This is a genomic window from Stappia taiwanensis, from assembly GCF_014635285.1.
GTDB lineage: Bacteria > Pseudomonadota > Alphaproteobacteria > Rhizobiales > Stappiaceae > Stappia > Stappia taiwanensis.
This window is the reverse complement of sequence record NZ_BMCR01000001.1, coordinates 227,284-248,391: the sequence shown is the minus strand read 5'-3', so window position 1 is coordinate 248,391 and position 21,108 is coordinate 227,284. Positions and strand designations below refer to the sequence as shown.

Annotated in this window: 22 protein-coding genes; 3 read left to right on the top strand and 19 right to left on the bottom strand. The window is 64.2% G+C overall.

Going from position 1 to position 21,108, the window contains the following annotated elements:
- Positions 1 to 145: 145 nt before the first annotated feature.
- Both IEV83_RS01055 and IEV83_RS01050 read right to left on the bottom strand, forming a co-directional pair.
- Positions 146 to 715: a YceD family protein gene (locus tag IEV83_RS01055; protein ID WP_209002926.1), complete on the bottom strand. Its 570-nt coding sequence runs from the start codon at positions 713 to 715 to the stop codon at positions 146 to 148.
- Positions 712 to 1,260: a ubiquinol-cytochrome C chaperone family protein gene (locus tag IEV83_RS01050; RefSeq protein ID WP_181758411.1), complete on the bottom strand. Its 549-nt coding sequence runs from the start codon at positions 1,258 to 1,260 to the stop codon at positions 712 to 714. The genes IEV83_RS01055 and IEV83_RS01050 overlap by 4 nt, the downstream gene beginning before the upstream one ends.
- Before the next feature lie 142 nt (positions 1,261 to 1,402).
- Here IEV83_RS01050 and IEV83_RS01045 point away from each other — a divergent pair, with 142 nt between their 5' ends.
- Entirely contained in the window at positions 1,403 to 1,840 is a 438-nt protein-coding gene (locus IEV83_RS01045; protein WP_181758410.1) for an outer membrane protein assembly factor BamE, read from the top strand.
- A 114-nt stretch (positions 1,841 to 1,954) separates the two neighbouring features.
- On the opposite strand, the gene IEV83_RS01040 is transcribed toward IEV83_RS01045, so the two are convergent.
- From IEV83_RS01040 to IEV83_RS00965, 16 genes are all read right to left on the bottom strand, one after another.
- Positions 1,955 to 4,090, bottom strand: coding sequence for a sodium-translocating pyrophosphatase (locus IEV83_RS01040; RefSeq protein WP_181758409.1), 2,136 nt, complete (start codon positions 4,088 to 4,090; stop codon positions 1,955 to 1,957).
- 132 nt (positions 4,091 to 4,222) lie between these two features.
- Positions 4,223 to 5,443, bottom strand: a complete 1,221-nt coding sequence (locus IEV83_RS01035) for an MFS transporter (RefSeq protein WP_181758408.1) — start codon at positions 5,441 to 5,443, stop codon at positions 4,223 to 4,225.
- 184 nt (positions 5,444 to 5,627) lie between these two features.
- On the bottom strand, positions 5,628 to 6,137 hold the full coding sequence (nusB, locus tag IEV83_RS01030; RefSeq protein WP_181758407.1) for a transcription antitermination factor NusB: 510 nt from the start codon (positions 6,135 to 6,137) through the stop codon (positions 5,628 to 5,630).
- 6 nt (positions 6,138 to 6,143) lie between these two features.
- A complete protein-coding gene (ribH, locus tag IEV83_RS01025; RefSeq protein ID WP_181758406.1) occupies positions 6,144 to 6,590 on the bottom strand; it encodes a 6,7-dimethyl-8-ribityllumazine synthase in 447 nt (148 codons plus the stop codon).
- Positions 6,591 to 6,780: 190 nt separating this feature from the next.
- On the bottom strand, positions 6,781 to 7,398 hold the full coding sequence (locus tag IEV83_RS01020; RefSeq protein WP_181758405.1) for a riboflavin synthase: 618 nt from the start codon (positions 7,396 to 7,398) through the stop codon (positions 6,781 to 6,783).
- Positions 7,399 to 7,400: 2 nt separating this feature from the next.
- A complete protein-coding gene (gene ribD, locus IEV83_RS01015; protein ID WP_342366151.1) occupies positions 7,401 to 8,519 on the bottom strand; it encodes a bifunctional diaminohydroxyphosphoribosylaminopyrimidine deaminase/5-amino-6-(5-phosphoribosylamino)uracil reductase RibD in 1,119 nt (372 codons plus the stop codon).
- A gap of 15 nt (positions 8,520 to 8,534) precedes the next feature.
- Positions 8,535 to 9,011, bottom strand: coding sequence for a transcriptional regulator NrdR (gene nrdR, locus IEV83_RS01010; protein ID WP_181758403.1), 477 nt, complete (start codon positions 9,009 to 9,011; stop codon positions 8,535 to 8,537).
- Positions 9,012 to 9,045: 34 nt separating this feature from the next.
- Positions 9,046 to 10,362, bottom strand: coding sequence for a serine hydroxymethyltransferase (gene glyA, locus IEV83_RS01005; protein WP_181758402.1), 1,317 nt, complete (start codon positions 10,360 to 10,362; stop codon positions 9,046 to 9,048).
- Positions 10,363 to 10,542: 180 nt separating this feature from the next.
- The gene (locus tag IEV83_RS01000) at positions 10,543 to 10,746 is read right to left on the bottom strand and encodes a DUF6898 family protein (RefSeq protein ID WP_181758401.1); all 204 of its coding nucleotides are present in this window, start codon (positions 10,744 to 10,746) and stop codon (positions 10,543 to 10,545) included.
- A 142-nt stretch (positions 10,747 to 10,888) separates the two neighbouring features.
- Positions 10,889 to 12,175 (bottom strand): L,D-transpeptidase family protein, encoded by a 1,287-nt coding sequence (locus IEV83_RS00995; protein WP_209002952.1) that lies wholly within the window; start codon positions 12,173 to 12,175, stop codon positions 10,889 to 10,891.
- 387 nt (positions 12,176 to 12,562) lie between these two features.
- Positions 12,563 to 13,075 (bottom strand): transcriptional regulator LdtR, encoded by a 513-nt coding sequence (gene ldtR / locus IEV83_RS00990; protein ID WP_181758399.1) that lies wholly within the window; start codon positions 13,073 to 13,075, stop codon positions 12,563 to 12,565.
- Positions 13,076 to 13,601: 526 nt separating this feature from the next.
- The gene (gene mmsB / locus IEV83_RS00985) at positions 13,602 to 14,498 is read right to left on the bottom strand and encodes a 3-hydroxyisobutyrate dehydrogenase (protein WP_181758398.1); all 897 of its coding nucleotides are present in this window, start codon (positions 14,496 to 14,498) and stop codon (positions 13,602 to 13,604) included.
- Positions 14,499 to 14,568: 70 nt separating this feature from the next.
- Complete coding sequence (locus IEV83_RS00980) at positions 14,569 to 14,979, bottom strand: DUF6163 family protein (RefSeq protein WP_181758397.1); 411 nt, start codon at positions 14,977 to 14,979, stop codon at positions 14,569 to 14,571.
- 45 nt (positions 14,980 to 15,024) lie between these two features.
- Positions 15,025 to 16,083, bottom strand: a complete 1,059-nt coding sequence (locus tag IEV83_RS00975; protein ID WP_181758396.1) for an enoyl-CoA hydratase/isomerase family protein — start codon at positions 16,081 to 16,083, stop codon at positions 15,025 to 15,027.
- The gene (locus IEV83_RS00970) at positions 16,080 to 16,271 is read right to left on the bottom strand and encodes a DUF5367 family protein (protein ID WP_280513983.1); all 192 of its coding nucleotides are present in this window, start codon (positions 16,269 to 16,271) and stop codon (positions 16,080 to 16,082) included. The genes IEV83_RS00975 and IEV83_RS00970 overlap by 4 nt, the downstream gene beginning before the upstream one ends.
- A 22-nt stretch (positions 16,272 to 16,293) precedes the next feature.
- Positions 16,294 to 17,433, bottom strand: a complete 1,140-nt coding sequence (locus tag IEV83_RS00965; protein WP_181758394.1) for an isobutyryl-CoA dehydrogenase — start codon at positions 17,431 to 17,433, stop codon at positions 16,294 to 16,296.
- A 467-nt stretch (positions 17,434 to 17,900) separates the two neighbouring features.
- Here IEV83_RS00965 and hemB point away from each other — a divergent pair, with 467 nt between their 5' ends.
- Positions 17,901 to 18,941: a porphobilinogen synthase gene (gene hemB / locus IEV83_RS00960; protein ID WP_181758393.1), complete on the top strand. Its 1,041-nt coding sequence runs from the start codon at positions 17,901 to 17,903 to the stop codon at positions 18,939 to 18,941.
- A gap of 9 nt (positions 18,942 to 18,950) precedes the next feature.
- Here hemB and IEV83_RS00955 read toward each other — a convergent pair whose 3' ends face one another.
- A complete protein-coding gene (locus IEV83_RS00955; protein WP_181758392.1) occupies positions 18,951 to 20,336 on the bottom strand; it encodes an aminotransferase-like domain-containing protein in 1,386 nt (461 codons plus the stop codon).
- Between the two features lie 94 nt (positions 20,337 to 20,430).
- On the opposite strand from IEV83_RS00955, the gene IEV83_RS00950 reads away from it, so the two are divergent.
- A complete protein-coding gene (locus IEV83_RS00950) occupies positions 20,431 to 21,084 on the top strand; it encodes a LysE family translocator (RefSeq protein ID WP_181758391.1) in 654 nt (217 codons plus the stop codon).
- Positions 21,085 to 21,108 lie beyond the last annotated feature (24 nt).

Genomic DNA, 21,108 nt, shown 5'->3' with positions numbered 1-21,108 from the left:
GAACACCCGCCCGGAGTGCTTTCGCTGCGGTGCGGTTTGCAGCGTCGGGGAACATACCTGTTTGCGACACGGAAACAACAGCTTTCTCCCTATCCTGTCACGGCTGCGCGGAGCAGGCTTCCACCTGCAGCCGTGCGCAATTGCATCAGGATTGGTTTTTCTTGAGGTCCGCCAGCACCGCAAACGGGGACGGTCTCTCCGCCTGCTCGTCCCCATTTTCCGCCGTTTCACCGGAATCCGCGTAGGCTTCCGGCACGTGCGCGCCCTCGGCCCGGGGGTAAGGATCCAGCGCCAGCGCGAACTGCTCGCACAGCACCGCGCCAAGATCGACCTCGTCGCCCTCGAGCGGATCCGGCGGATCCTCGCTCTGCACGTCGATCACGATCTCGCCGTCCTCGTCCGGCTCATCTCCGGCGGCGCCCGGCGCGAAGCGGACGGTGAACCGCGCGTCAAGCATCTGCTCGACCGGCTCCAGCGTCACCACGCAGGCCTGCGAGACCCGCCCCTGCAAATGGCCCTCGACCGTGATGCCGTCCTTCCGCCAGGGCCGCAGCTCAAGGTCGGCCTTCAGGTCCGGCAGGGCGAGCAGCCCGTAGGTTTCGATCATCGCCGCCCGTTCCGCATCGGTCGGAACCAGCGCGATCTTCAGGGTGCGATCGCCCAACCGGCTGACATCCTGCGGACGGCGGATGGGGAATTCCTTGACTGTCATCATGTATCTTTCGCGATAAAGCCGGTTGCCTCCGGCCAGTTCAGACTGCCGGACATCACTTCCGGCAGCGGCTGTTCGCCGAGGGTTCCGCAAGCGGCCCGCACATAGTCGGCGAGCGCTGCGGCCGCCGGCAGATCCGATGCCTCGGCAAAGATGTTGCGATCCAGCGCCTCGACTAGCATATGACGGCTTTCCGACGCCAGCGCTTCGCTATAGACCCCCGCCCGGCCATAGAAGGCCTCGGCCATCTTCTTGATCTTCTTCGGCACGGTCAGGTCACCGACCCCCATCTCGCGCAGGGAGTGATCCATGTCCTGGAAGAACAGGTCGAACACCTCCTGACCGAAGGCCGATGCCGCATCGTCTTCGCCGCGCAAGCGGTCGAACAACAGAATCGCATGCAGCATGATCAACTCGAAACGCCCGTCGAGCGTATCGGGGACGCGCAAGTCGGAATAGAAATGCGCCTGCCGCGCCTGCGCCACGATCGCGCTGTACGTCGCAAAGACTTCCGGACGCTTGCGCCGGCGAAATAACCCGAACACCATGCTGTGCCTCGTTTGGACCACGGTTGCCAAGTGGCCTATCGCAGGTTAGGGACTTTGCCAAGGACTGGCGACCATTCCGGCTTGACCAATCCCAAGGTCATAGATCGGCTTCGGCTTGCAGAAAACAACAGGATCGTTTGCGATGAAGAGATGGCTGCGCGGCGCACTGATGGTGAGTGTCTTGAGTTTGCCGGTCGGCGGCTGCTTCACGACCACGCTCAATCACGGACATGTCATCTCCAGTGAGCGGGTCCGCGACATTCAGGTCGGCTCGAGTCGCGAACAGGTGGAACTCCTGCTCGGCTCCCCCTCCACCACCTCGCGCCTCAACGGCGATGCCTATTACTACATCTCGCAGACCCGCGAGACCACGGCCTTTCTCAAACCCGAGCTGGTGGAACAGCGCGTGGTCGCGATCTACTTCGATGAAGATGGCTTTGTCCGCGACACCGGCTACTACAGCATGGAAGACGGCAAGGTCATCGACGTCTTGACGCGCAAGACCCGCACCGGCGGTTCGGATTACGGCTTCCTGACGCAGATCCTGCGCGGCGCGCAGAACCCGAGCCTGGGTCTCTGACACGCGGCCGCGCCGGGGTCATCCGGCACCGACATGAAAACGCCCCGGCCGATTCCCTCGGTCGAGGCGTTTTCCGTTTGATGGTCGACGCTCCTGCCGGCCGGCGCCACGCGCCTAGCCGTGCGCCAGCACGGCAAGCAGCAGCAAGGCCATGATGTTGGTGATCTTGATCATCGGATTGACCGCCGGACCGGCGGTATCCTTGTAAGGATCGCCCACCGTGTCGCCGGTGACGGAGGCCTTGTGCGCCTCCGAGCCCTTTTCATGCGACACGCCATCCTTGTCGGTGAACCCGTCCTCGAAGGACTTCTTGGCATTGTCCCAGGCACCGCCGCCCGCGGTCATGGAAATGGCGACGAACAGCCCGGTGACGATCACGCCGAGCAGCATCGCGCCGAGCGAAGCAAAGCCCTGCGACTTGCCAGCCACCATCGTCACCACCCCGAAGACCACCAGCGGCGACAACACCGGCATCAAGGAGGGAATAATCATCTCGCGGATCGCCGCCTTGGTGAGCATGTCGACCGCCCGGCCATAGTCCGGCTTTTCCGTGCCCGCCATGATGCCCGGCTTTTCCCGAAACTGGCGGCGGACCTCCTCCACCACCGAGCCGGCGGCACGACCAACGGCGGTCATTGAAATGCCGCCGAACAGGTAGGGCAGCAGACCGCCGAACAACAGGCCAACGACCACATAGGGGTTGGACAGGGAGAAATCGACCGACACCCCCTCGAAGTAGGATCCCGGCGCCGCGTTGGCGGCGAAGAACTTCAGATCCTCCGTGTAGGCGGCAAACAGCACCAGCGCGCCGAGGCCTGCGGAGCCGATGGCGTAGCCCTTGGTCACCGCCTTGGTGGTGTTGCCGACCGCGTCGAGCGCATCGGTGGTGACGCGCACCTCCTTCGGCAGCCCGGCCATCTCGGCGATACCGCCGGCGTTGTCCGTCACCGGACCGAAGGCATCGAGCGCCACCACCATGCCGGCAAGTGCCAGCATCGTCGTCACCGCGATGGCGATGCCGAACAACCCCGCCAGATTGAAGGCGGCGAGAATGCCGGCAATGATCACCACCGCCGGCAGCGCCGTGGCCTCCAGGGAAATCGCAAGCCCCTGAATGACGTTGGTGCCGTGACCTGTCACCGAGGCCTGGGCGATCGCGCGGACCGGGCGATAGTCGGTCCCGGTGTAATACTCGGTCACCCAGATGATCAGCCCGGTCACCACAAGGCCGATGAGACCGCAGTAAAACAGATTGCGGCCAATGAAGGTAACGCCCCCGGAGGTGGTGTAGCTGGTATCGAAACCGATCCAGAAGAAGGTGATGGCAAAAAGCCCCACGGCCGAGAACAGCGCCGTGGCGACGAACCCCTTGTACAGCGCCCCCATGATCGAGCTGCTGGTGCCGAGCTTGACGAAAAACGTACCGATGATCGAGGTCACCACACAGGCGCCGCCGATCAGAAGCGGCAGCATCATCAGCTCCAGCGCCGCCGCACCGGTGAAGAAGATCGAGGCCAGAACCATGGTCGCAACCACGGTCACCGCATAGGTCTCGAACAGGTCCGCCGCCATGCCCGCGCAATCGCCGACATTGTCGCCCACATTGTCGGCGATGGTCGCCGGGTTGCGCGGATCGTCCTCGGGAATGCCCGCTTCAACCTTGCCGACGAGGTCCCCGCCCACATCGGCGCCCTTGGTGAAAATGCCGCCGCCAAGCCGGGCGAAGATCGAGATCAGCGACGCACCGAAGCCAAGCGCCACCAGCGCGTCAATCACCGTGCGGCTTTGCGCTTCAAAGCCGAGGCCATAAGTCAGAAACGTGAAGTAGACGGAGACCCCCAGAAGGGCCAGACCGGCGACCAGCAGCCCGGTGACCGCGCCGGCACGAAAGGCAATTTCGAGCCCGGCCGCGAGTGAGTTGCTGGCCGCCTGGGCGGTACGCACATTGGCCCGAACCGAGACCAGCATGCCGATATACCCGGCGGCCGCCGACAGCACCGCGCCGATGGCGAAACCGATGGCCACAAGAAAACCGAGCAACCACACCACAAGCGCGAAGATCACCACGCCGACCACGGCAATGGTCGTGTACTGACGGTTGAGATAGGCCTGCGCGCCCTCCTGGATCGCACCGGCGATTTCCTGCATGCGCCCATTGCCGGCGTCCGCCGCCATGACGGATCCGACGGCCCAAATGCCATAGGCGACAGACAAAAGCCCACACACAATCACAATAGAAAGTTCGAGCATTGCACCCCCCCTGAAGGACACGACTCGGCCGCGCGTTTGCTTTTCTTCGGCCTGTCGTCAATGACGGTAGCTGTCCTGAGGCTTTCGTCAAGAAAGACTTTGAACCTCACGGGAGGGAAAAATGCCTTTGTTTTACGTCAATTCGCGTTGACGCTCGCTGATCACGAGCCAGCCAAGCAACACCAGACTGAGCAGCGTGAAGGGGAATACCAGCCAATTGACGGTCGCCCATCCGAACGCATCCAGCAGCGCTCCGGAGGAAAATGACGCTGCGGCAACAAAGCCAAACACGATAAAGTCGTTGACCGCCTGCACCTGGTTACGTTCCGCCGGACGGTAGACACCGGTCAGCATGGCCGTCGCGCCGATGAAGCCGAAGTTCCAGCCCAGCCCGAGCAGCACCAATGCAACCCAGAAGTGCGCAACCTCGACACCGGAAATGGCGACAACAGCACAGCCGGCGAGCATGGCGAGCCCCAGGGCGACGATCCGCTCGCGGCCGAAACGGGCGATCAGGTGCCCGGTGAAGAAGCTCGGCGCGAACATGGCCAGCACATGCCACTGGATCGCCAGGGCCGCATCGGTGCGGCTGTGGCCGCACCCGATCATGGCCAGCGGTGTGGCGGTCATCACGAGGTTCATCAGCGCGTAGGAGGTGACGGCACAGGCCGCCGCGACAATGAACCGTTGCTGCGCAAGGATCTGCAACAGCGGGCGGCGTTCGCCGCGCGCCTCGCCTGTGTGCTTCGGCCTCGGGATCTGCAGGAACGGCAGAAACGCCAGCGAGATCAGCGACAGTACGGCCTGCCCCACATAGGTGCCGGCGAACATGACCGGCGAGAACAGGTCCGCGGTCCAGATCACCGTCTGTGGTCCGACGATGCCAGCCAGCATACCGCCTGCCAGAACGAAGGAAATCGCCTTCGGCTTGTAGCCATCGCTGGCGGTATCGGCTGCGGCGAACCGGTATTGCTGCACGAAGGCACCGACGACGCCGCTGGCCGCCACCGCCAGACAGAACAAGGCGAAATTGCTCGCAAAGATCGCATAGGCGGAGGTCACTCCGGATCCCACCCCCAGCAGCGATGCCCCCACAAACCCCGCGCGCCGGCCGAACCGGTGCATGATGGCCCCAGCCGGCAAGGTTCCGAAGGCGGTGCCCAGCACGAAAAACGAAACGGGCAGCGTCGCCAAGGATTTGTCCGCTCCCAGCAAACCCGCGCCAACCAGCGAGGCGGTTGCGATCACGATTGAGGCCGAGGCCCCGCCAAGCGCCTGAGCGCAGGCAAGCAGGATCGCGTTGCGCCGCGCCAGGCGGTCGTCAATCAAATCGTCAGCGGGAATCGCGGTCATGGAAGGCGTCCGATGGTTGTGGGCCGTGGACCATAGGCCGACACACGCCGGCGGGCAATCGGAAGCCCGCTCTCGCCCCTGACCAACAGACCGGAACGCTCATCGAAAATGGAAGGGGAGCGGTGCATTGCCGCAGCTCACCTGCGGCAATGTCTTCATCAAGGTGTTTGGGAATAGAGGAGGCTCAGGCCTTGGGCGCAGCTCCGCCGAACTCACCAGTCCGGTGCTCCCGGGCGATCCGGTCGAGCACACCATTGACGAGACGGGCCTCGTCCCCCTCGTAGAAGGCCTTGGCCACATCAATATATTCGGTGATCACCACCCGTGCCGGCACGTCCTTGCGGCGCAGCAATTCAAACGCGGCCGATCGAAGGATCGCCCGCAAGGTGGTGTCGATCCGCTTCAAGGGCCAGTCGGCGACCAGCGCTTTGTGAATCAGCGGATCGAGAAGGCGCTGTTCGGCGACCACGCCCTTGACCAGATCACGGAACCAGGTGGCATCCGCCTCGCGGTACTGCTCGCCATCCAGCTCCCCACCGAGACGAAAGGCTTCGAACTCGGCCAGAACGTCGGTCAGCGTCGCACCGCCCACGTCCATCTGGTAGAGCGCCTGCACGGCCGACAGACGCGCGGCGCCACGTTTGTTGGCCGGACGCGGTTCACTGGGCATGTGCGGAGTAGACTTGTCAGACATTGTTCTTCAGACCCCGAGCTGATCCCGGATTGCGATCATGTCGAGGGCCGCCCGCGCGGCCACGCCGCCCTTGTTCTTCTGGGCCACGTCGGCGCGCGCCCAGGCCTGGGCGCGGTTCTCGACGGTCAGGATGCCATTGCCGAGCGGCAGGGCCGCATCCACCACCAGTTCCATCACCACCCGCGCGGATTCGTTGGCCACGATATCGTAATGCGAGGTCTCACCGCGAATCACGCAGCCCAGCAGCACGAAACCATCATACTCGGTGCCGCCGTTTTCCATTGCAGCCAGCGCCATGGCCAGCGCCGCCGGAATTTCGAGCACGCCGGGCACGGAGATCCGGGTCACCTTTGCGCCGGCGGCATCCAGCACCTCGGTCGCGCCGGCCAGCAGGGCATCGGCGATATCATCGTAGAACCGGGCGTCGATGATCAGGATGTTGGGAGCCGTCATGTCGCAAATCCACTTCTTCGGGCAAGCGCCGCTTCCACAGGCGTGGCAAGGGCGCGGGAATCGAGGCCGAGTCGGGGTCCAGACGCACACCCTGTCAGCGGCAGGCATCAGCCACCCCGGCCACGGGGTGCCGGTAGGAACCATGCCTTCAGGGCTTTGTCCAGCCCCCTGTGCTCAGGGCTGTCATGCGCTAAAGACTATCGGCCCCGGTATACTGAGCGAGACGGGCCGCGTAGCGCGCCATCATGTCGACTTCGAGGTTCACCCGATCGCCGCGCTTGCGCTCTCCCCAGGTGGTCACCGCCAAGGTGTGGGGAATGAGGAAGATGGAGAAGGTGTCGCCGTCGACATCGTTGACCGTCAGCGAAGTACCGTCCAGCGCCACGCCGCCCTTCTTCGCGATAAAGGGGGCACAATCGGCCGGCACCTTGAAACGAAAGAAAGCGGATTCGGGATGGTCGGTCCGCTCGATGATTTCAGCGGTGCCGTCCACGTGCCCCTGCACGATGTGACCGCCCAGTTCGTCGCCGATGGCCAGGGAGCGCTCCAGATTGAGCCGGTCACCCACCTTCCAGCTCGGAACCGTGGTCAGCTGCAGGGTTTCCGCCGCCGATTCAATCTCGAACCAGTTATTGCCTGCGTCCCGCCCCTTGGCGGTCACCGTATGGCACACGCCGTTGCAAGCAATCGAGGCGCCAAGGGCAATGCCATCCGGGTCATAGACCGTGAGGATACGGGTGCGTAGCCCGGCCGGGATCTCCGAAATAGCGGCGATACGCCCGATGTCCGTGACAATCCCGGTGAACATGGTCAGCCCCTCTCGCGTCGATAATGCTGAAGTTGCTCGCCCTCGTGGCACTGGCGGGCAACAAGCCGGTAGTCCGGCATCCGCTCGAAAAAATCAATGCCGCGGTCGCCGAAAGGCGGGATCCCACCCTCCCCGACAACGATATTGCCGCGTGAAATGATCACCTCATCGGCGACACCCCGGTCGACAAACGCCCGGGCGACGGAGGCGCCACCTTCCACCAGCAAACGGGTGAGCCCGCGCTGGCCGAGCGCGCGCAGCGCCACCAGCGGATCGATCCGCCCATTGGCCAGGGTCGCCAGCCGCACAACCGTGCAGCCTGCATCGCGCAGGGCATCGGTACGCGCGTAGTCCGCCCCATTGCCAACCAGAACCCAGACGGGAACATCGGCGGCGCCGCGCACCAGCTTGCTGTCGAGCGGCAGCCGGGCGGCGGTGTCGAGAATGACCCGCACCGGCGAGCGGCTTTCGAGACCTGGCAGACGGCAATTGAGCAAAGGATCGTCAGCCAGCGCCGTGCCGATGCCCACCATGATGCCATCGCACTCGGCGCGCAAAATATGCACCCGCCGGCCGATCCCCTCGCCGGTGATCGCCACCTGGCCATAGCCACGCCGGCCGATGCAACCATCTTGCGACACCGCAAGCTTCAGGATGACCTGGGGGCGGCCGTCCAGAACCCGGCGCACATGACCGATGTGATGGGCGTGGCACAGGTCGGCGGCCACGCCGGACACCACCTCGACGCCGCGTTCTCGCAGGATTGCCTCCCCGCGCCCGGCCACCCGCGGATTGGGATCGCGCAGGCCGATGATTACCCGTTTCACGCCGGCTTCGGCCAGCGCAACGGCGCAAGGTCCGGTGCGGCCCTGATGGGAACAGGGTTCCAGCGTCACATAGCAGCTCGCGCCCCGGGCCGCCTCGCCCGCCTGGCGCAAGGCCATCACCTCCGCATGGGGCCCGCCCGGGCGCTGGGTGACCCCGCGCCCCTGAACCACTCCCCCCTTTACGATCAGGGCGCCAACGGAGGGGTTCGGCCAGACCAGCCCCTGGGTGCGCCGCGCATAGGCAACGGTCGCAGCCATGTACCGTTCATCGTTCAATCGGCTGATATCGTTCACGCAATCGTCCGCTTGTCAGCGGTCCTCAAGCCCCGGCCCCTCCGGACCGCTCATCTCATCGAGAAGAGCCTCGAAGTCCTTTGCCTCGCGGAAGTTCTTGTAGACGGAGGCAAAGCGCACATAGGCGACATCATCCAGGACTTTCAGCCCTTCCATCACCAGATGGCCGATGTCGCTGGCCTTGACATCGCTTTCGCCCGAGCTTTCCAGCTGGCGCACGATGCCGCTGACCATGCGCTCCTGCTGGTCCGGCTCGACTGGCCGCTTGCGGGTGGCGATCCGCACGGACCGCGCCAGCTTTTCCCGGTCAAACGGCACCCGGCGCCCGCTGCGCTTGATGACCGTCAACTCGCGCAGCTGGATCCGCTCAAAGGTGGTGAAGCGACCGCCGCAGGCCGAACAGATCCGGCGGCGGCGGATCGCCGTGTTGTCCTCGGTGGGACGGGAATCCTTCACCTGCGTATCATCGCAGCCGCAATACGGGCATTTCATGCGTCACGTGGCTCCGGATTGGATTGCTCCCGGCTCAAAGGCCGGGATAGATCGGGAAACGCTCGGTCAGAGCGAGCACCTTGCCGCGCACGGTCTCTTCGGTGCGAGCATTGCCTTCTTCGCTGTTGGCGCTCTTCAGGCCGTCCAGCACCTCGGTGATCAACAGACCGATCTCGCGGAACTCCGCCGGGCCGAAGCCGCGGGTGGTGCCGGCCGGCGTGCCGAGACGAATGCCGGAGGTGATCGTCGGCTTCTGCGGATCGTCCGGAACGCCGTTCTTGTTGCAGGTGATGTTGGCGCGGCCAAGCGATGCCTCGGCGGCCTTGCCGGTGAGGTCCTTCGGCCGCAGGTCGACCAGCATCAAGTGGTTGTCCGTGCCGCCGGAGACGATATCCAGACCGCCCTCGCGCAGGGTTTCGGCCAGCACCTTGGCGTTCTCCACCACGTTGCGGGCATAGATGCGGAAGTCCGGACGCAGCGCCTCGCCGAAGGCCACAGCCTTCGCCGCGATCACGTGCATCAGAGGACCGCCCTGAAGGCCCGGGAACACCGCCGAATTGATCTTCTTGGCAATGTCCTCACGGTTGGTCACCACGAGACCGCCACGGGGACCGCGCAGGGTCTTGTGGGTCGTCGAGGTCGCCACATCCGCATAAGGGAACGGGCTGGGATGCGCACCGCCGGCGACGAGGCCAGCGAAATGGGCCATGTCCACCATCAGATAGGCGCCGACCGCATCGGCGATCTCACGGAAGCGGACGAAGTCGAACTCACGCGAGTAGGCGGAGCCGCCGGCAATGATCATCGCCGGCTTGTGTTCCTTGGCCAGTTCTTCCAGCCGGTCATAGTCGATCATGCCGGTGCTGTTGTCGAGACCGTAGGGGACCGCGTTGAACCACTTGCCGGACATGTTCGGCCGCGCGCCATGGGTCAGGTGTCCGCCGGCGTCGAGGCTGAGCCCGAGAATCGTGTCGCCCGGCTTCAACAGGGCCAGGAACACCGCCTGGTTCGCCTGGCTGCCGGAGTTCGGCTGCACATTGGCGAAGTCGCAGCCGAACATCTGCTTGGCCCGGTCGATCGCCAACTCCTCGGCGATGTCGACGAACTGGCAACCGCCGTAGTAGCGACGGCCCGGGTAGCCTTCGGCGTATTTGTTGGTGAGCACCGAGCCTTGCGCTTCCAGCACGGCGCGCGAGACGATGTTTTCCGAAGCGATCAGCTCGATCTCATGCTGCTGGCGACCGAGTTCCTTGCTCATCGCGGAATAGAGCTCGGGGTCCGCGTCGGCCAGGGCGCGCGTGAAGAAATCCGGATAAATCGGCGCGTCGAGTGCAGTTTCGGTCATCGACATCGTCGGTCCCCTTCCAAGTCTCACCAGGAGAGTTTTCACTCACGAAAAGAATGCGCGCCTTGCTGCATGCCGGCGAGCGCTCCAGCGGGGACAGCCAATCTTCCCCACCACCATCAAGGGCGATGCAAATAGCACAGCCGCCAAACGGAACCAAGGCCCAGTTCCGGGCATTTTCCGGGGTCAGCGGCGGGTCGTCCTCTCTTCAAGCTGCCGCATCAGTTTGCGCAACGCCAATTGCTGAAGATCCGCCTGCGCCGCCTGGACCGGCCCCATCACCACGACTTCCAGCCCGCTGGCCGCGTCGATGGCAGTCACCTTCACCTGCCGCCCAAGTGGAACGAATTCAAAATATACCTCTCCCGGCACGGGCGTGGTCTTGCTCATGCCTCAGGCACCCGCGTCACTGCGCCGCATTCAAAACGGGCAAGGCAACCCGCGCGCCCTCCTGCATAAGGTGACGCAACGACATAACCGGCACGGCGGCGATTGCGACGGCAATTTGCCTCAGCGCGACACACCGGCTGCGTCACTGCAGGGACGCCTCAGTGCTGCTCATCATCAATCCGTCGCGATTGTAGATATCGTCGCGGAAATGCACCACGCCCTCGGCGGTCGCCCAGGCGGTGACATAGGCGAGATACAGCGGAATCTGGGTCTTCAGCCGCACATCCTCGCGCTCGCCGGAACGAATGGTGCTGTCCACCCGCTGGCGGTCCCAGTCCGGCGTCGTGCTGGCCAGCAGCCAGGTGATCAGCTCGCGCACATTCTGCACGCGTACGCAGCCGGAGGAGTGGAACCGGTAGTCGGAGCCGAACAGCGACTTCGACGGTGTATCGTGCAGGTAGACCTGATGCATGTTGTGGAAGTTGATGCGAACCGACCCGAGCGAATTGATCTCGCCCGGCTCCTGACGGAACTGGTACTTGGTCGCCTCGTCGGTGCTCCAGTCGATCTGCTGCCAGGTCAGCTCGTTCCCCTTCCAGTCGAAGATCCGGATCCGGTTCTTTTCCAGATAGCCGGGATCCTCGTTCATCTTCGGAATCAGATCCTTGCGGATGATCGAGACGGGAACCGTCCAGTAGGGATTGAAATTGAGCTCGTAGATCTTCGAGTTGAGAATCGGGGTCTGCCGATCGATCTTGCCCACCACGGCCGTATGGCGGGAGCGGACCCGGCCGTTCTCCACCGCCTCGATCTCCGCCGCCGGGATGTTCACCATCACATAGCGATCACCGAGAAAGCCGGACATGGAGCGCAGGCGCACCAGATTGGTTTCAAGCTGGGACAGGCGAACCTGGGCCGGAACATTGAGCGCATCGAGGGTCCCCTTCCCGACCACCCCATCAGGCGTCAGACCGTTGCGGGCCTGAAAACGCCGCACGCCGGCGTCGACATAGGAATCGAAGGTGCTGGAAAAGCCGGCGGTCTGTTCAAGGTCGCCGGAGGCCATCAGACGGCGGCGCAAGGCCACCACATTGTCGTCCCGGGTCCCGAGCCGCATGGCTCGCCGCCCGCTGCTGACGCGCGGCCAGCCGCCTTGCGCAACGATCGAGGAATAACGGGCAATCGCCTGTTCCACATACGCCGCAGTGTCGGGAGACAGGGTCGGTGAGGTGGATTCGATTGCCTGCAGGCTGCGCATGGTGTTGTCGAACTGATCGCTCCACTCGGCCCGCTGCTGCTGCTCGATCAGCATCTGCACCGCCGCGTTCTGCGCCGTCGCCGCCTGGGGCAACGCCATCAGGGCCAGCCCGGCCAGCCCAAAACCGGCCTTTCGCGCCAACGATCCCGCCTCGAAGATGGTGGCTGCCATCGATCCCACGCGCATACTCCCTTATCACCCTGCATCCTGCGGTCAGGACATGGGTACCCCGCCCCTGTTAACAAATACTCACACGCACAGGGCCAATTGCATCTCCCGGCGAATACTACGGCAACGGGAGCTGTCCGGCAAAGCCTGCGCAACCAGCGGCCACACTCCGGACATGTCGGATACATGGGGTTCCATGTCATTGTGGCGCATTCATGGTCTGCCCCAACCGGCACTCGCCAACCGGACCCGACAGCCGGTGCAATCGCCGCCGGCGCAAACGTCAAAGGCCCGCCCTCCCAGTGGAAGGCGGGCCTTTTGAGATCCGGATCGGGGAAGGCCCTTTGCCGGAGAGGCGGCACACCGCGATCGGTGGCCTTTGCCGGTCTTTTACAGCCGATACAGGATCTGGTCGGTCCAGAACCGCTCAAGCCGGCGCAGCGATTTGTTCAGCACCACGAAGTCATCCGGGCCGATCTCGCCGACCTGCTCGACCGACAGCATCTGCCGCTCATACAGATCATTGATCTTCCTGGCGATTTCCTTGCCCTTTTCCGTCAGGCTGACACGAACCGAGCGGCGGTCGGTGCGCGAACGCTGGTGATGGATAAAGCCCATGTCGACCAGCTTCTTCAGGTTGTAGGACACGTTGGAGCCAAGGTAGTAGCCCCGCGTGCGCAGCTCGCCAGCAGTCAGTTCGGCATCGCCGATATTGAACAGCAGCAGCGCCTGCACCGCATTGATATCCGAGCGGCCTTCCCGGTCGAATTCGTCCTTGACCACATCCAGCAACCGGCGATGCAGTCGCTCGACCAAAGTCAGGGCTTCAAGGTAAAGCGGTCTGATCTCATTCGTGTCTTCGGCTTGAACTGTTGCTTCAGCCACCTTTTTTGCGGTCATCATCTGTTTGCGCCTCATGTATTGTTTTTGGTGGGTTATCCTCACCTTGAAACAGACATTAGGCGCCCGGTCTCTAAAATCCGCTTAAAAAGAACGCTAAACCGAACCTTAATTGCCAATTCCATCCCACGCCAACATGCGTGACGTTTTGTTAAACATGGAGAGATCCAGCAAAACAGCCAAAAAACCAAGATTTACTTACTGGAAACCCTAGGGTCCAGACTCATAAATGAGCTCGAAATGGTTTGAGGCGGATTGCTCCTGGTCAAGAAGCGGAAGCGCAGGAAATGAGGTTCATTTTCAAGCCTTTCGCGACGTGAGAGCAGGCGCAATCCGGTCAAATCCTTCAGGACATGGAAATGGCTTCACCCTGCATCGTCAGCGCGTTTGACCGGGCAACAAGCCCGCTTCGCACGCCCTTCCTTGCAGTCTCTTGCCATTCCCATGCCATGTCAGCGCATTTATGGGTCTGGACCCTAGGTGCCGCACCCATCGGCGCGGCACCTGTTTGCTTTCGGCCTTGGGAGGATCAAGCCTCCTGTTTGCCACGCAGGAAGCGAATGATCCCGGAAAAGTCGGTTCCCGCCTCACCCGCATTGCAGAACATGTTGTAAAGCGCCGCGGCTTCGGCCCCGAGCGGCGTCGAGGCGCCGCTGGAATGCGCGGCCTCTTGGGCGAGCTTCAGATCCTTCAGCATCATCGCCGCCGCGAAGCCCGGCTGGTAATCCCGGTTGGCCGGCGAGGTCTCGACCGGTCCAGGAACGGGACAGTAGCTCGTCAGCGACCAGCACTGGCCCGAGGCGGTGGAGGAAATATCATAAAGCTTCTGGTGATCGAGCCCGAGCCGCTCGGCCAGAACGAAGGCTTCACTGACACCGATCATGGAAATGCCAAGCAGCATGTTGTTGCAGATCTTCGCCGCCTGCCCGGTGCCCGCGCCGCCAGCATGGACGATGGTCTTGCCCATGATTTCCAGATAGGGCAGCGCCGCTTCATAGGCGTCGTCCGGACCGCCCACCATGAAGGTGAGTGTCCCGCCGGCTGCCCCGGCAACCCCGCCGGAGACCGGCGCATCGACCATCCGCATGCCCGCCTCGACGGCGGCGGCGGCGACCTGGCGGGCGGAGTCCACATCGATGGTGGAGCTGTCGATCAGCAACGCGCCGGGACGCACATGCGCCAGCACCCCGTCCTCACCGCAATACACCTTGAGCACATGCGCGCCCGCCGGCAGCATCGACACCACCACATCGGCAGAGGCGACCGCCTCCGCGACGCTGTCGACGGCAACACCGCCCTCCGCACTGAGCCGCTCCTTGGCTTCGGTCGACAGATCGAGACCGAAGACCTTGTGCCCGGCCTTCAGCAGGTTGACCGCCATCGGTCCACCCATGTTGCCCAGTCCGATAAAGCCGATGGTTGCCATGTATTCTCTCCTTGGCTGAACGAAAGTTCACAACACTCAAGCTTCGAGATCCGCGCGCCGGAACGGCACGCTAACGTCGTTGCTCCCGCTCCGTGAGGTAGAGCAACGTCAGATAGAGCGCGATGGTCAAAAGATAGAACGCGATTTCATAAGGCCGGCGCCCGAACACGTCGGAGAAGGCGGAGTGCATCACCACCTGCGTCAGCGCCCGGAACAGCCACATCACCGCGCCCCAGGACACGGTCAGCCACAGGCCAATGGCCGCCACCAGATCCAGGACGGCGAAGAACACGGTCGCCGCCTGCCATTCCACCGGCATGTCCCAGAACCAGGCACCGCGCCACGGCACAATGCCGATGATCCGCGCCCAGTGAATGAGCCCGCCGCCCAAGAGCAGCACCGCCATGGCCCTGAGGTACCAGACGAGCACCACCGACCAGGCCGGCCGGCTTTGCACGAAATCCTTGATCAGCGAGATCATCGGCACATCATCCCTGTTGCCTGTCCTCGCCCCCGCCCTTCGACGTCATACATCCAGATCACCGCCCGCGGGTGCGGAAAAATGCGCTTCCACATCCTCTTCGCGCACATCTGCGAGATTGGCCGGCGTCCAGTGCGGGGTGTTGTCCTTGTCCACCAGCACCGCGCGCACGCCCTCGTAGAAGTCCTTGCCTTCCAGGATCCGGCTGACGATCCGGTATTCCATGCGCATGCAGTCCTCGAAATCCAGATCGGCCCCGCGCCGCACCTGCCGGAAGGCGATCTCAAGGCTGGTCGGCGACTTGGAGCGGATGGTGTCCGCCAGCCCTGCGGCCCAATCCGCATCCGCGCCGGTGACCTGATCCAGCTCATTGAGAACCGCTGCGACCGTGTCGCGGCCGAACACGTCGGCGATGCGCGTCTCGCGTTCCGCCAGCGGCGCCTCGCCCTCAGCAAGATCCGCAGCGGTACGCGCCTGCGCGGCCAGCACCTCGTCAGGAGACCCGCTCTCGGCAAGCGCGTCCAGCAGCCCATCGAGATCGGCGGAGGCGACCGCATGGGTCAGCACGCCGGTCCACAGCGCATCGGCCTGCTTCATGCGGCCGGCGCTCAGGGCCGCCAGCATTCCGGTCTCCCCCCGCAGGCGCGGCAGGAAATAGGACCCGCCGACATCGGGGAAGAAACCGATGCCGGTTTCCGGCATGGCAAAGACGGTTCGTTCGGTGCCGACCCGGTGGCTGCCGTGCACCGAAATGCCGACACCGCCGCCCATGACGATGCCGTCGATCAGCGACACCCAGGGCTTGGGATAACGCTTGATCGCGACATTCAACCGGTATTCGTCGGCGAAGAAATCAACCTTGTGCGGATCCCCGGCCTGTCCCTGATCGTAGATCCGGCGAATGTCGCCGCCGGCGCAGAAGGCCCGCTCGCCAGCGGCCCGCAACACCACAAGGCGAACCGCATCATCCTCCCGCCAGGCCTCTATCTGCGCGGCGAGCGCGCGCACCATGCCATGGCTCAGGGCATTGAGGGCTTTCGGACGGTTGAGGGTAACGATGCCGGCATGGCCGCGGGTTTCGAACAGAATTTCGTCTTCGCTCATCGAGCCCTCACTAACTTGTCGCCGAACAGGATCAGCACGGCCAGGATCACGCCGTAGCCCCATAGCATCATCGCGGCGAACAGCACATCGTCGTTCGTCGGCATGGCCGGAAACGCCTGCGCGCACAGAAGCGTTGCCGCCGCATCACCCGGACGTCCGGGCATGACGACACCGGCCGCAAAGCGCAAGCATGGACCCCGGGGCGCCTTCTCAATCCTTCAACAGGTCCCGCGCGATGATCAACCGCATGATCTCGTTGGTACCTTCCAGGATCTGATGGACCCGCACGTCCCGCAGGTAGCGCTCGATCGGATAATCACGCAGGTACCCGTAGCCGCCGTGCAATTGCAGCGCCTCGTTGACCACCTTGAAGCCCGTGTCGGTCGCCAGCCGCTTGGCCATCGCCGCCGTGCGGGTGGCATCGGGTGCCTTGGCATCGACCAGAACCGCCGCCTTGTGCAGCAGGAGGCGGGCCGCCTCCAGCTCCGTCGCCATGTCGGCGAGACGAAACTGCAGGGCCTGGAACTCGGCGAGCGCCTTGCCGAACTGGCGCCGCTCGCGCATGTAGGCGGTGGCCCGTTCCAGGCAAGTCTGCGCCGCCCCGAGCGAGCAGGCACCGATATTGAGCCGCCCGCCGTCGAGTCCGGCCATGGCGATGCGGAACCCCTCGCCCTCCTCGCCGATGCGGTTGGCCACCGGCACCCGGCAATCGGTGAAATCGACCTGGGCCGTCGGCTGGCTTTTCCAGCCCAGCTTGACCTCCTGCGCCCCGAAGGACAGGCCCGGCGTCCCTTTTTCCACGACAACGCAGGAAATCCCCCGGGGACCGTCCTCGCCGGTGCGCACCATGGTCACATAAACATCCGCCGCGCCGCCGCCGGAAATGAACGCCTTGGAGCCGTTGAGCACATAGTGATCGCCATCGCGCACCGCGCGGGTCCTGAGGCTCGCCGCGTCGGAACCGGCCCCCGGCTCGGTCAGGCAATAGCTGGCGAAGCGCTGCATGGCGCAAAGATCGGGCAGGAAGCGGCGCCGCTGCTCGTCCGAGCCGTAGCGGTCGATCATCCAGGACGCCATGTTGTGGATCGAGATATAGGCGGCGGTCGACGTGCAGCCCTTGGCCAGTTCCTCGAAGATCACCGCCGCATCGAGCCGGCCAAGGCCGGAGCCGCCGACATCATCGCCCACATAGATGCCGCCGAAACCTAGTTCGGCGGCCTTGCGCAGGGTTTCGACCGGAAACGTCGATGTTTCGTCCCATTCCCGGGCGTGTGGCTCCATTTCGTCGCGGGCGAATTGTGCCGCGACGTCCTGAAACGCGCGTTGATCCTCACCGAGGGTAAAATCCATGAACGGCGCCTCCCCTACCGCACTTCTCCCAGCGCCCTGCGCGGCAAGCAGGCCGAGCAGCGCTAGGGTCCAGACTCATAAATGAGCTCGAAATGGTTTGAGGCAGATTGCTCCTGGTCAAGAAGCGAAAGCGCAGGAAATGTGGTTCATTTTCAAGCCTTTCGCGACGCGGAGCAGGAGCAATCCGGTCAAATCCTTCAGGACATGGAAATGGCTTCACCTTGCGTCGTCAGCGCGTTTGACCGGGCAACAAGCCCGCTCCGCACGCCCTTCCTCGCGAGACTTTGCCATTTCCCATGCCATGTCAGCCTCATTTATGAGTCTGGACCCTAGGTTTGAGTACCGGCCGCCTGCCTGCCCGTCAATCTTGCCATTGTATCGCACCCTCTCAGTCTTTCGGCGAAGAGGCGCATGGGATAGGGTCCGGGCAAACGCGTTTTTCGACGATACACTGGAGATTCCTCAACATGACCGCGCCTCATCGTCCCCACGCCGGTGGCCTTGCCGCCGATGTCGGCTCCATCGTTGGCGGTCGCCGGCTGCGCCGCAACCGACGCACCGACTGGTCGCGCCGGCTGGTGCGCGAAGTGAGCCTCACGGTCGACGACCTGATCTGGCCACTGTTTTTGACCGAAGGCGAAGGCGTTGCCGAGGACGTACCCTCCATGCCCGGCGTGCAGCGGTTCAGCGTCGATGGGGTGGTGCGGCAGGCCGAGGAAGCGGCGAAGCTCGGCATTCCGGCGGTGGCGCTGTTCCCCAACACCGACCCGTCCTTGCGCGACGACACCGGATCGGAAGCGCTCAACCCGGACAATCTCATCTGCCGCGCCTGCCGGGCGATCACCCGGGAAGGCCTGCCGATCGGCATCATCACCGATGTGGCGCTCGACCCCTATACCAGCCATGGCCACGACGGGTTGATGCAGGGCGAGGACATCCTCAACGACGAGACCGTGGAACAGCTTGTCCGCCAGGCGCTGTTGCAGGCGGATGCCGGCGCCGACGTAATCGCCCCCTCGGACATGATGGACGGGCGCATCGGCGCGATTCGCAGCGCTCTCGACCGCTCCGGCCATGGCGATGTGCAGGTGATGGCCTATGCGGCGAAATACGCCTCCGCCTTCTACGGCCCGTTCCGCGATGCGGTCGGCACCAACACCACGCTGGTCGGCGACAAGCGCACCTACCAGATGGATCCGGCGAACAGCGACGAGGCGCTCCGCGAGGTCGAACTCGATCTTGAAGAAGGCGCCGACATGGTGATGATCAAGCCGGGCATGCCCTATCTCGACATCATCCGCCGGGTGAAGGACACCTTCCTGATGCCGACCTACGCCTATCAGGTGTCTGGTGAATACGCGATGATCTGCGCCGCCGGCCAGAACGGCTGGATCGACCGGGACCGGGCGATGATGGAAAGCCTGATCGCCTTCAAGCGCGCCGGCACCGACGGCATCCTCACCTATTTCGCCCCCGAGGTCGCCCGCCGGCTGGCAAAGGCCGTCTGACGAGCCTGATCAGGGCGCGAACTCCGACCGCGTTCCGGGCCGCTGACACAGCCCGGCGATGCGGTCGATGGCCGCGCGAAAGCGGGTCTCGTCGGGCACGGAGGCAAGGCACAAACGCACCGCGCCCGGCGCGGTGCGGGCGTCCGCCGCAAACAGCCGCCCCGGACTGACCCGCACGCCGAGCGCCTCCGCCTCGGCGCAAAAGCCATCCTCGGTCCAGCCCTCCGGCAAGGACAACCAGGCGACCCCGCGCGAAAGCCGGTCGGGCACCAGACCGGGCAACCGTTCGGCCACATAGTCTGCACGGCGGGCGCTTCCTTCGCGCAGCCGCGCCAGTCTCTCTTCGAAGGCCGGCAGGCCAAGGATCCAGTTCGCCGCGTCGGTCAGCACCGGCGACACCATCATCTGCAGGGCATTCTGCGCGCTGGCAAGCCGGCGGATCATGGCCGCAGGGCCAGCCGCGTAGCCGACCCGAAGGGCTGGCGCGACGCATTTCGACAGGCTGAACATCAGCAGTGTCCGCTCCGGAATCAGGTCGGAAAACCCTGTCCGCCCGGGCTCCTCCAGAAAGCCGTAGACCTGATCCTCCAGCACGGTCAGCCGATGCCGGGCCGCACTTTCCGCCAGTGCCGACCGGCGGGCGTCGGGCATGGCTCCGCCGGTCGGGTTCTGCACCGCCGGCATCAGGAACACCTGCGACACCGGCACCTTCCGGCACAGGGCATCAAGCGCCTCCGGGCACATGCCTTGCGCATCCATCCGCACCGGGTGGAGCTTCGTGCCGGTGGCCACCGCCGCCGCGATCACCCCGGGATAGGTCAAGGCATCGCAGGCGACACCGGCCCCAGGATCCCGCAGAGCGAGGAACGCCGCCGACAGCAAGGACTGAGCGCCACTCGCAACGACGATATCCTCCGCCGTCACGCCGGACCGCCAACGCGAGATCAGCGGCACCACCGCTTCCCGGTTCTCCCGGCCGCCCTCCAGCCCCTGATAGGTGAGCGACAGCGCACCGGAGGCGACGCGCGCGGCGCTCCGGTGCAGGGCCTCGGCGAGCAAACCGCTTGCATCCTCCATCTGGAAGCTGTTGACGCTGAAATCCGCCACCGCCTCGGGCGGCGGCGCGCGCATGGGAAACGGATCCGCTTGGCCGCCGCTGCCGATGAAGGTGCCGCGGCCAACCTCGCCATGGGCGAGCCCCGCCACCACCAGCGCACGATAGGCCCGCGCCACGGTTCCCGGCGCGCAGCCGATCTGCCAGGCGGTTTCGCGGATCGGCGGCAGTTTCGCCCCGGAGGACAGGACGCCCGCCTCGATCTGGCCACGCAGGAAGGTCTCGATCCGCCGTGCGGTCAGTGGCCCATCCTGGGCGTCGAAGTTTCGGAATATTGTCATGAGTACAATAATAATATTGTAACTTGGTACATATCAATCGACTTTCGATGCCTTGCCAGAAACGCAACGCCCTACCGGCCACGCAAGGATCGCCATGCTTTCCGAGATCGCCCAGCCCTCACACCTCGCAACCGCATCGCAGATGCTGATGCCGCTGACGCAATTCGCTCTGCTTGCCACCTTCATGGCCGCAATGATCGGCTCGCCCGGCCCGGCCAACATGGCACTGGTGGCCAGCGGCCTTGCCTTTGGCGTGCGTCCCGTCCTGCCCTTCATGCTGGGCACCATGAGTGGCTTCCAGATGATCTTCTGGCTGAATGCCCTTGGGCTGTTCGCTCTGCTGCAAAGCGCTCCGGCGGTGTTCCAGATCCTGCGCTGGCTTTGCATCGGGTACATTTTGTATCTCGCCTGGCTCATTGTCCGGGCCAGGCCGAAGACAACGCAGGCAGGTGCGGCACCAGGGTTCTGGCGCGGCTTCTGGGTGCACCCGCTCAACCCCAAGGCCTATGCCATGCAGGTGGCCGCGCTCTCTCAGTTCGTCTCTGCCGATCGGTTTCTCTCCGATGCGATGGTGGTGTCGATCACCAGCCTTCTGCTGGGTAGCGTCCTCAACAGCCTCTGGCTGTGTGGTGGCAGCCTGATGCGGGCGAGCACGGGCGACGGGCGCATCCTGCGCGGGCTCAACATCGCGCTGGCCGCGCTGATGGTCGGCTCGACCATCACGAGCTTGCAAATGATCCCCGGATAGGGGCACAAACTGGGATCCCATGAC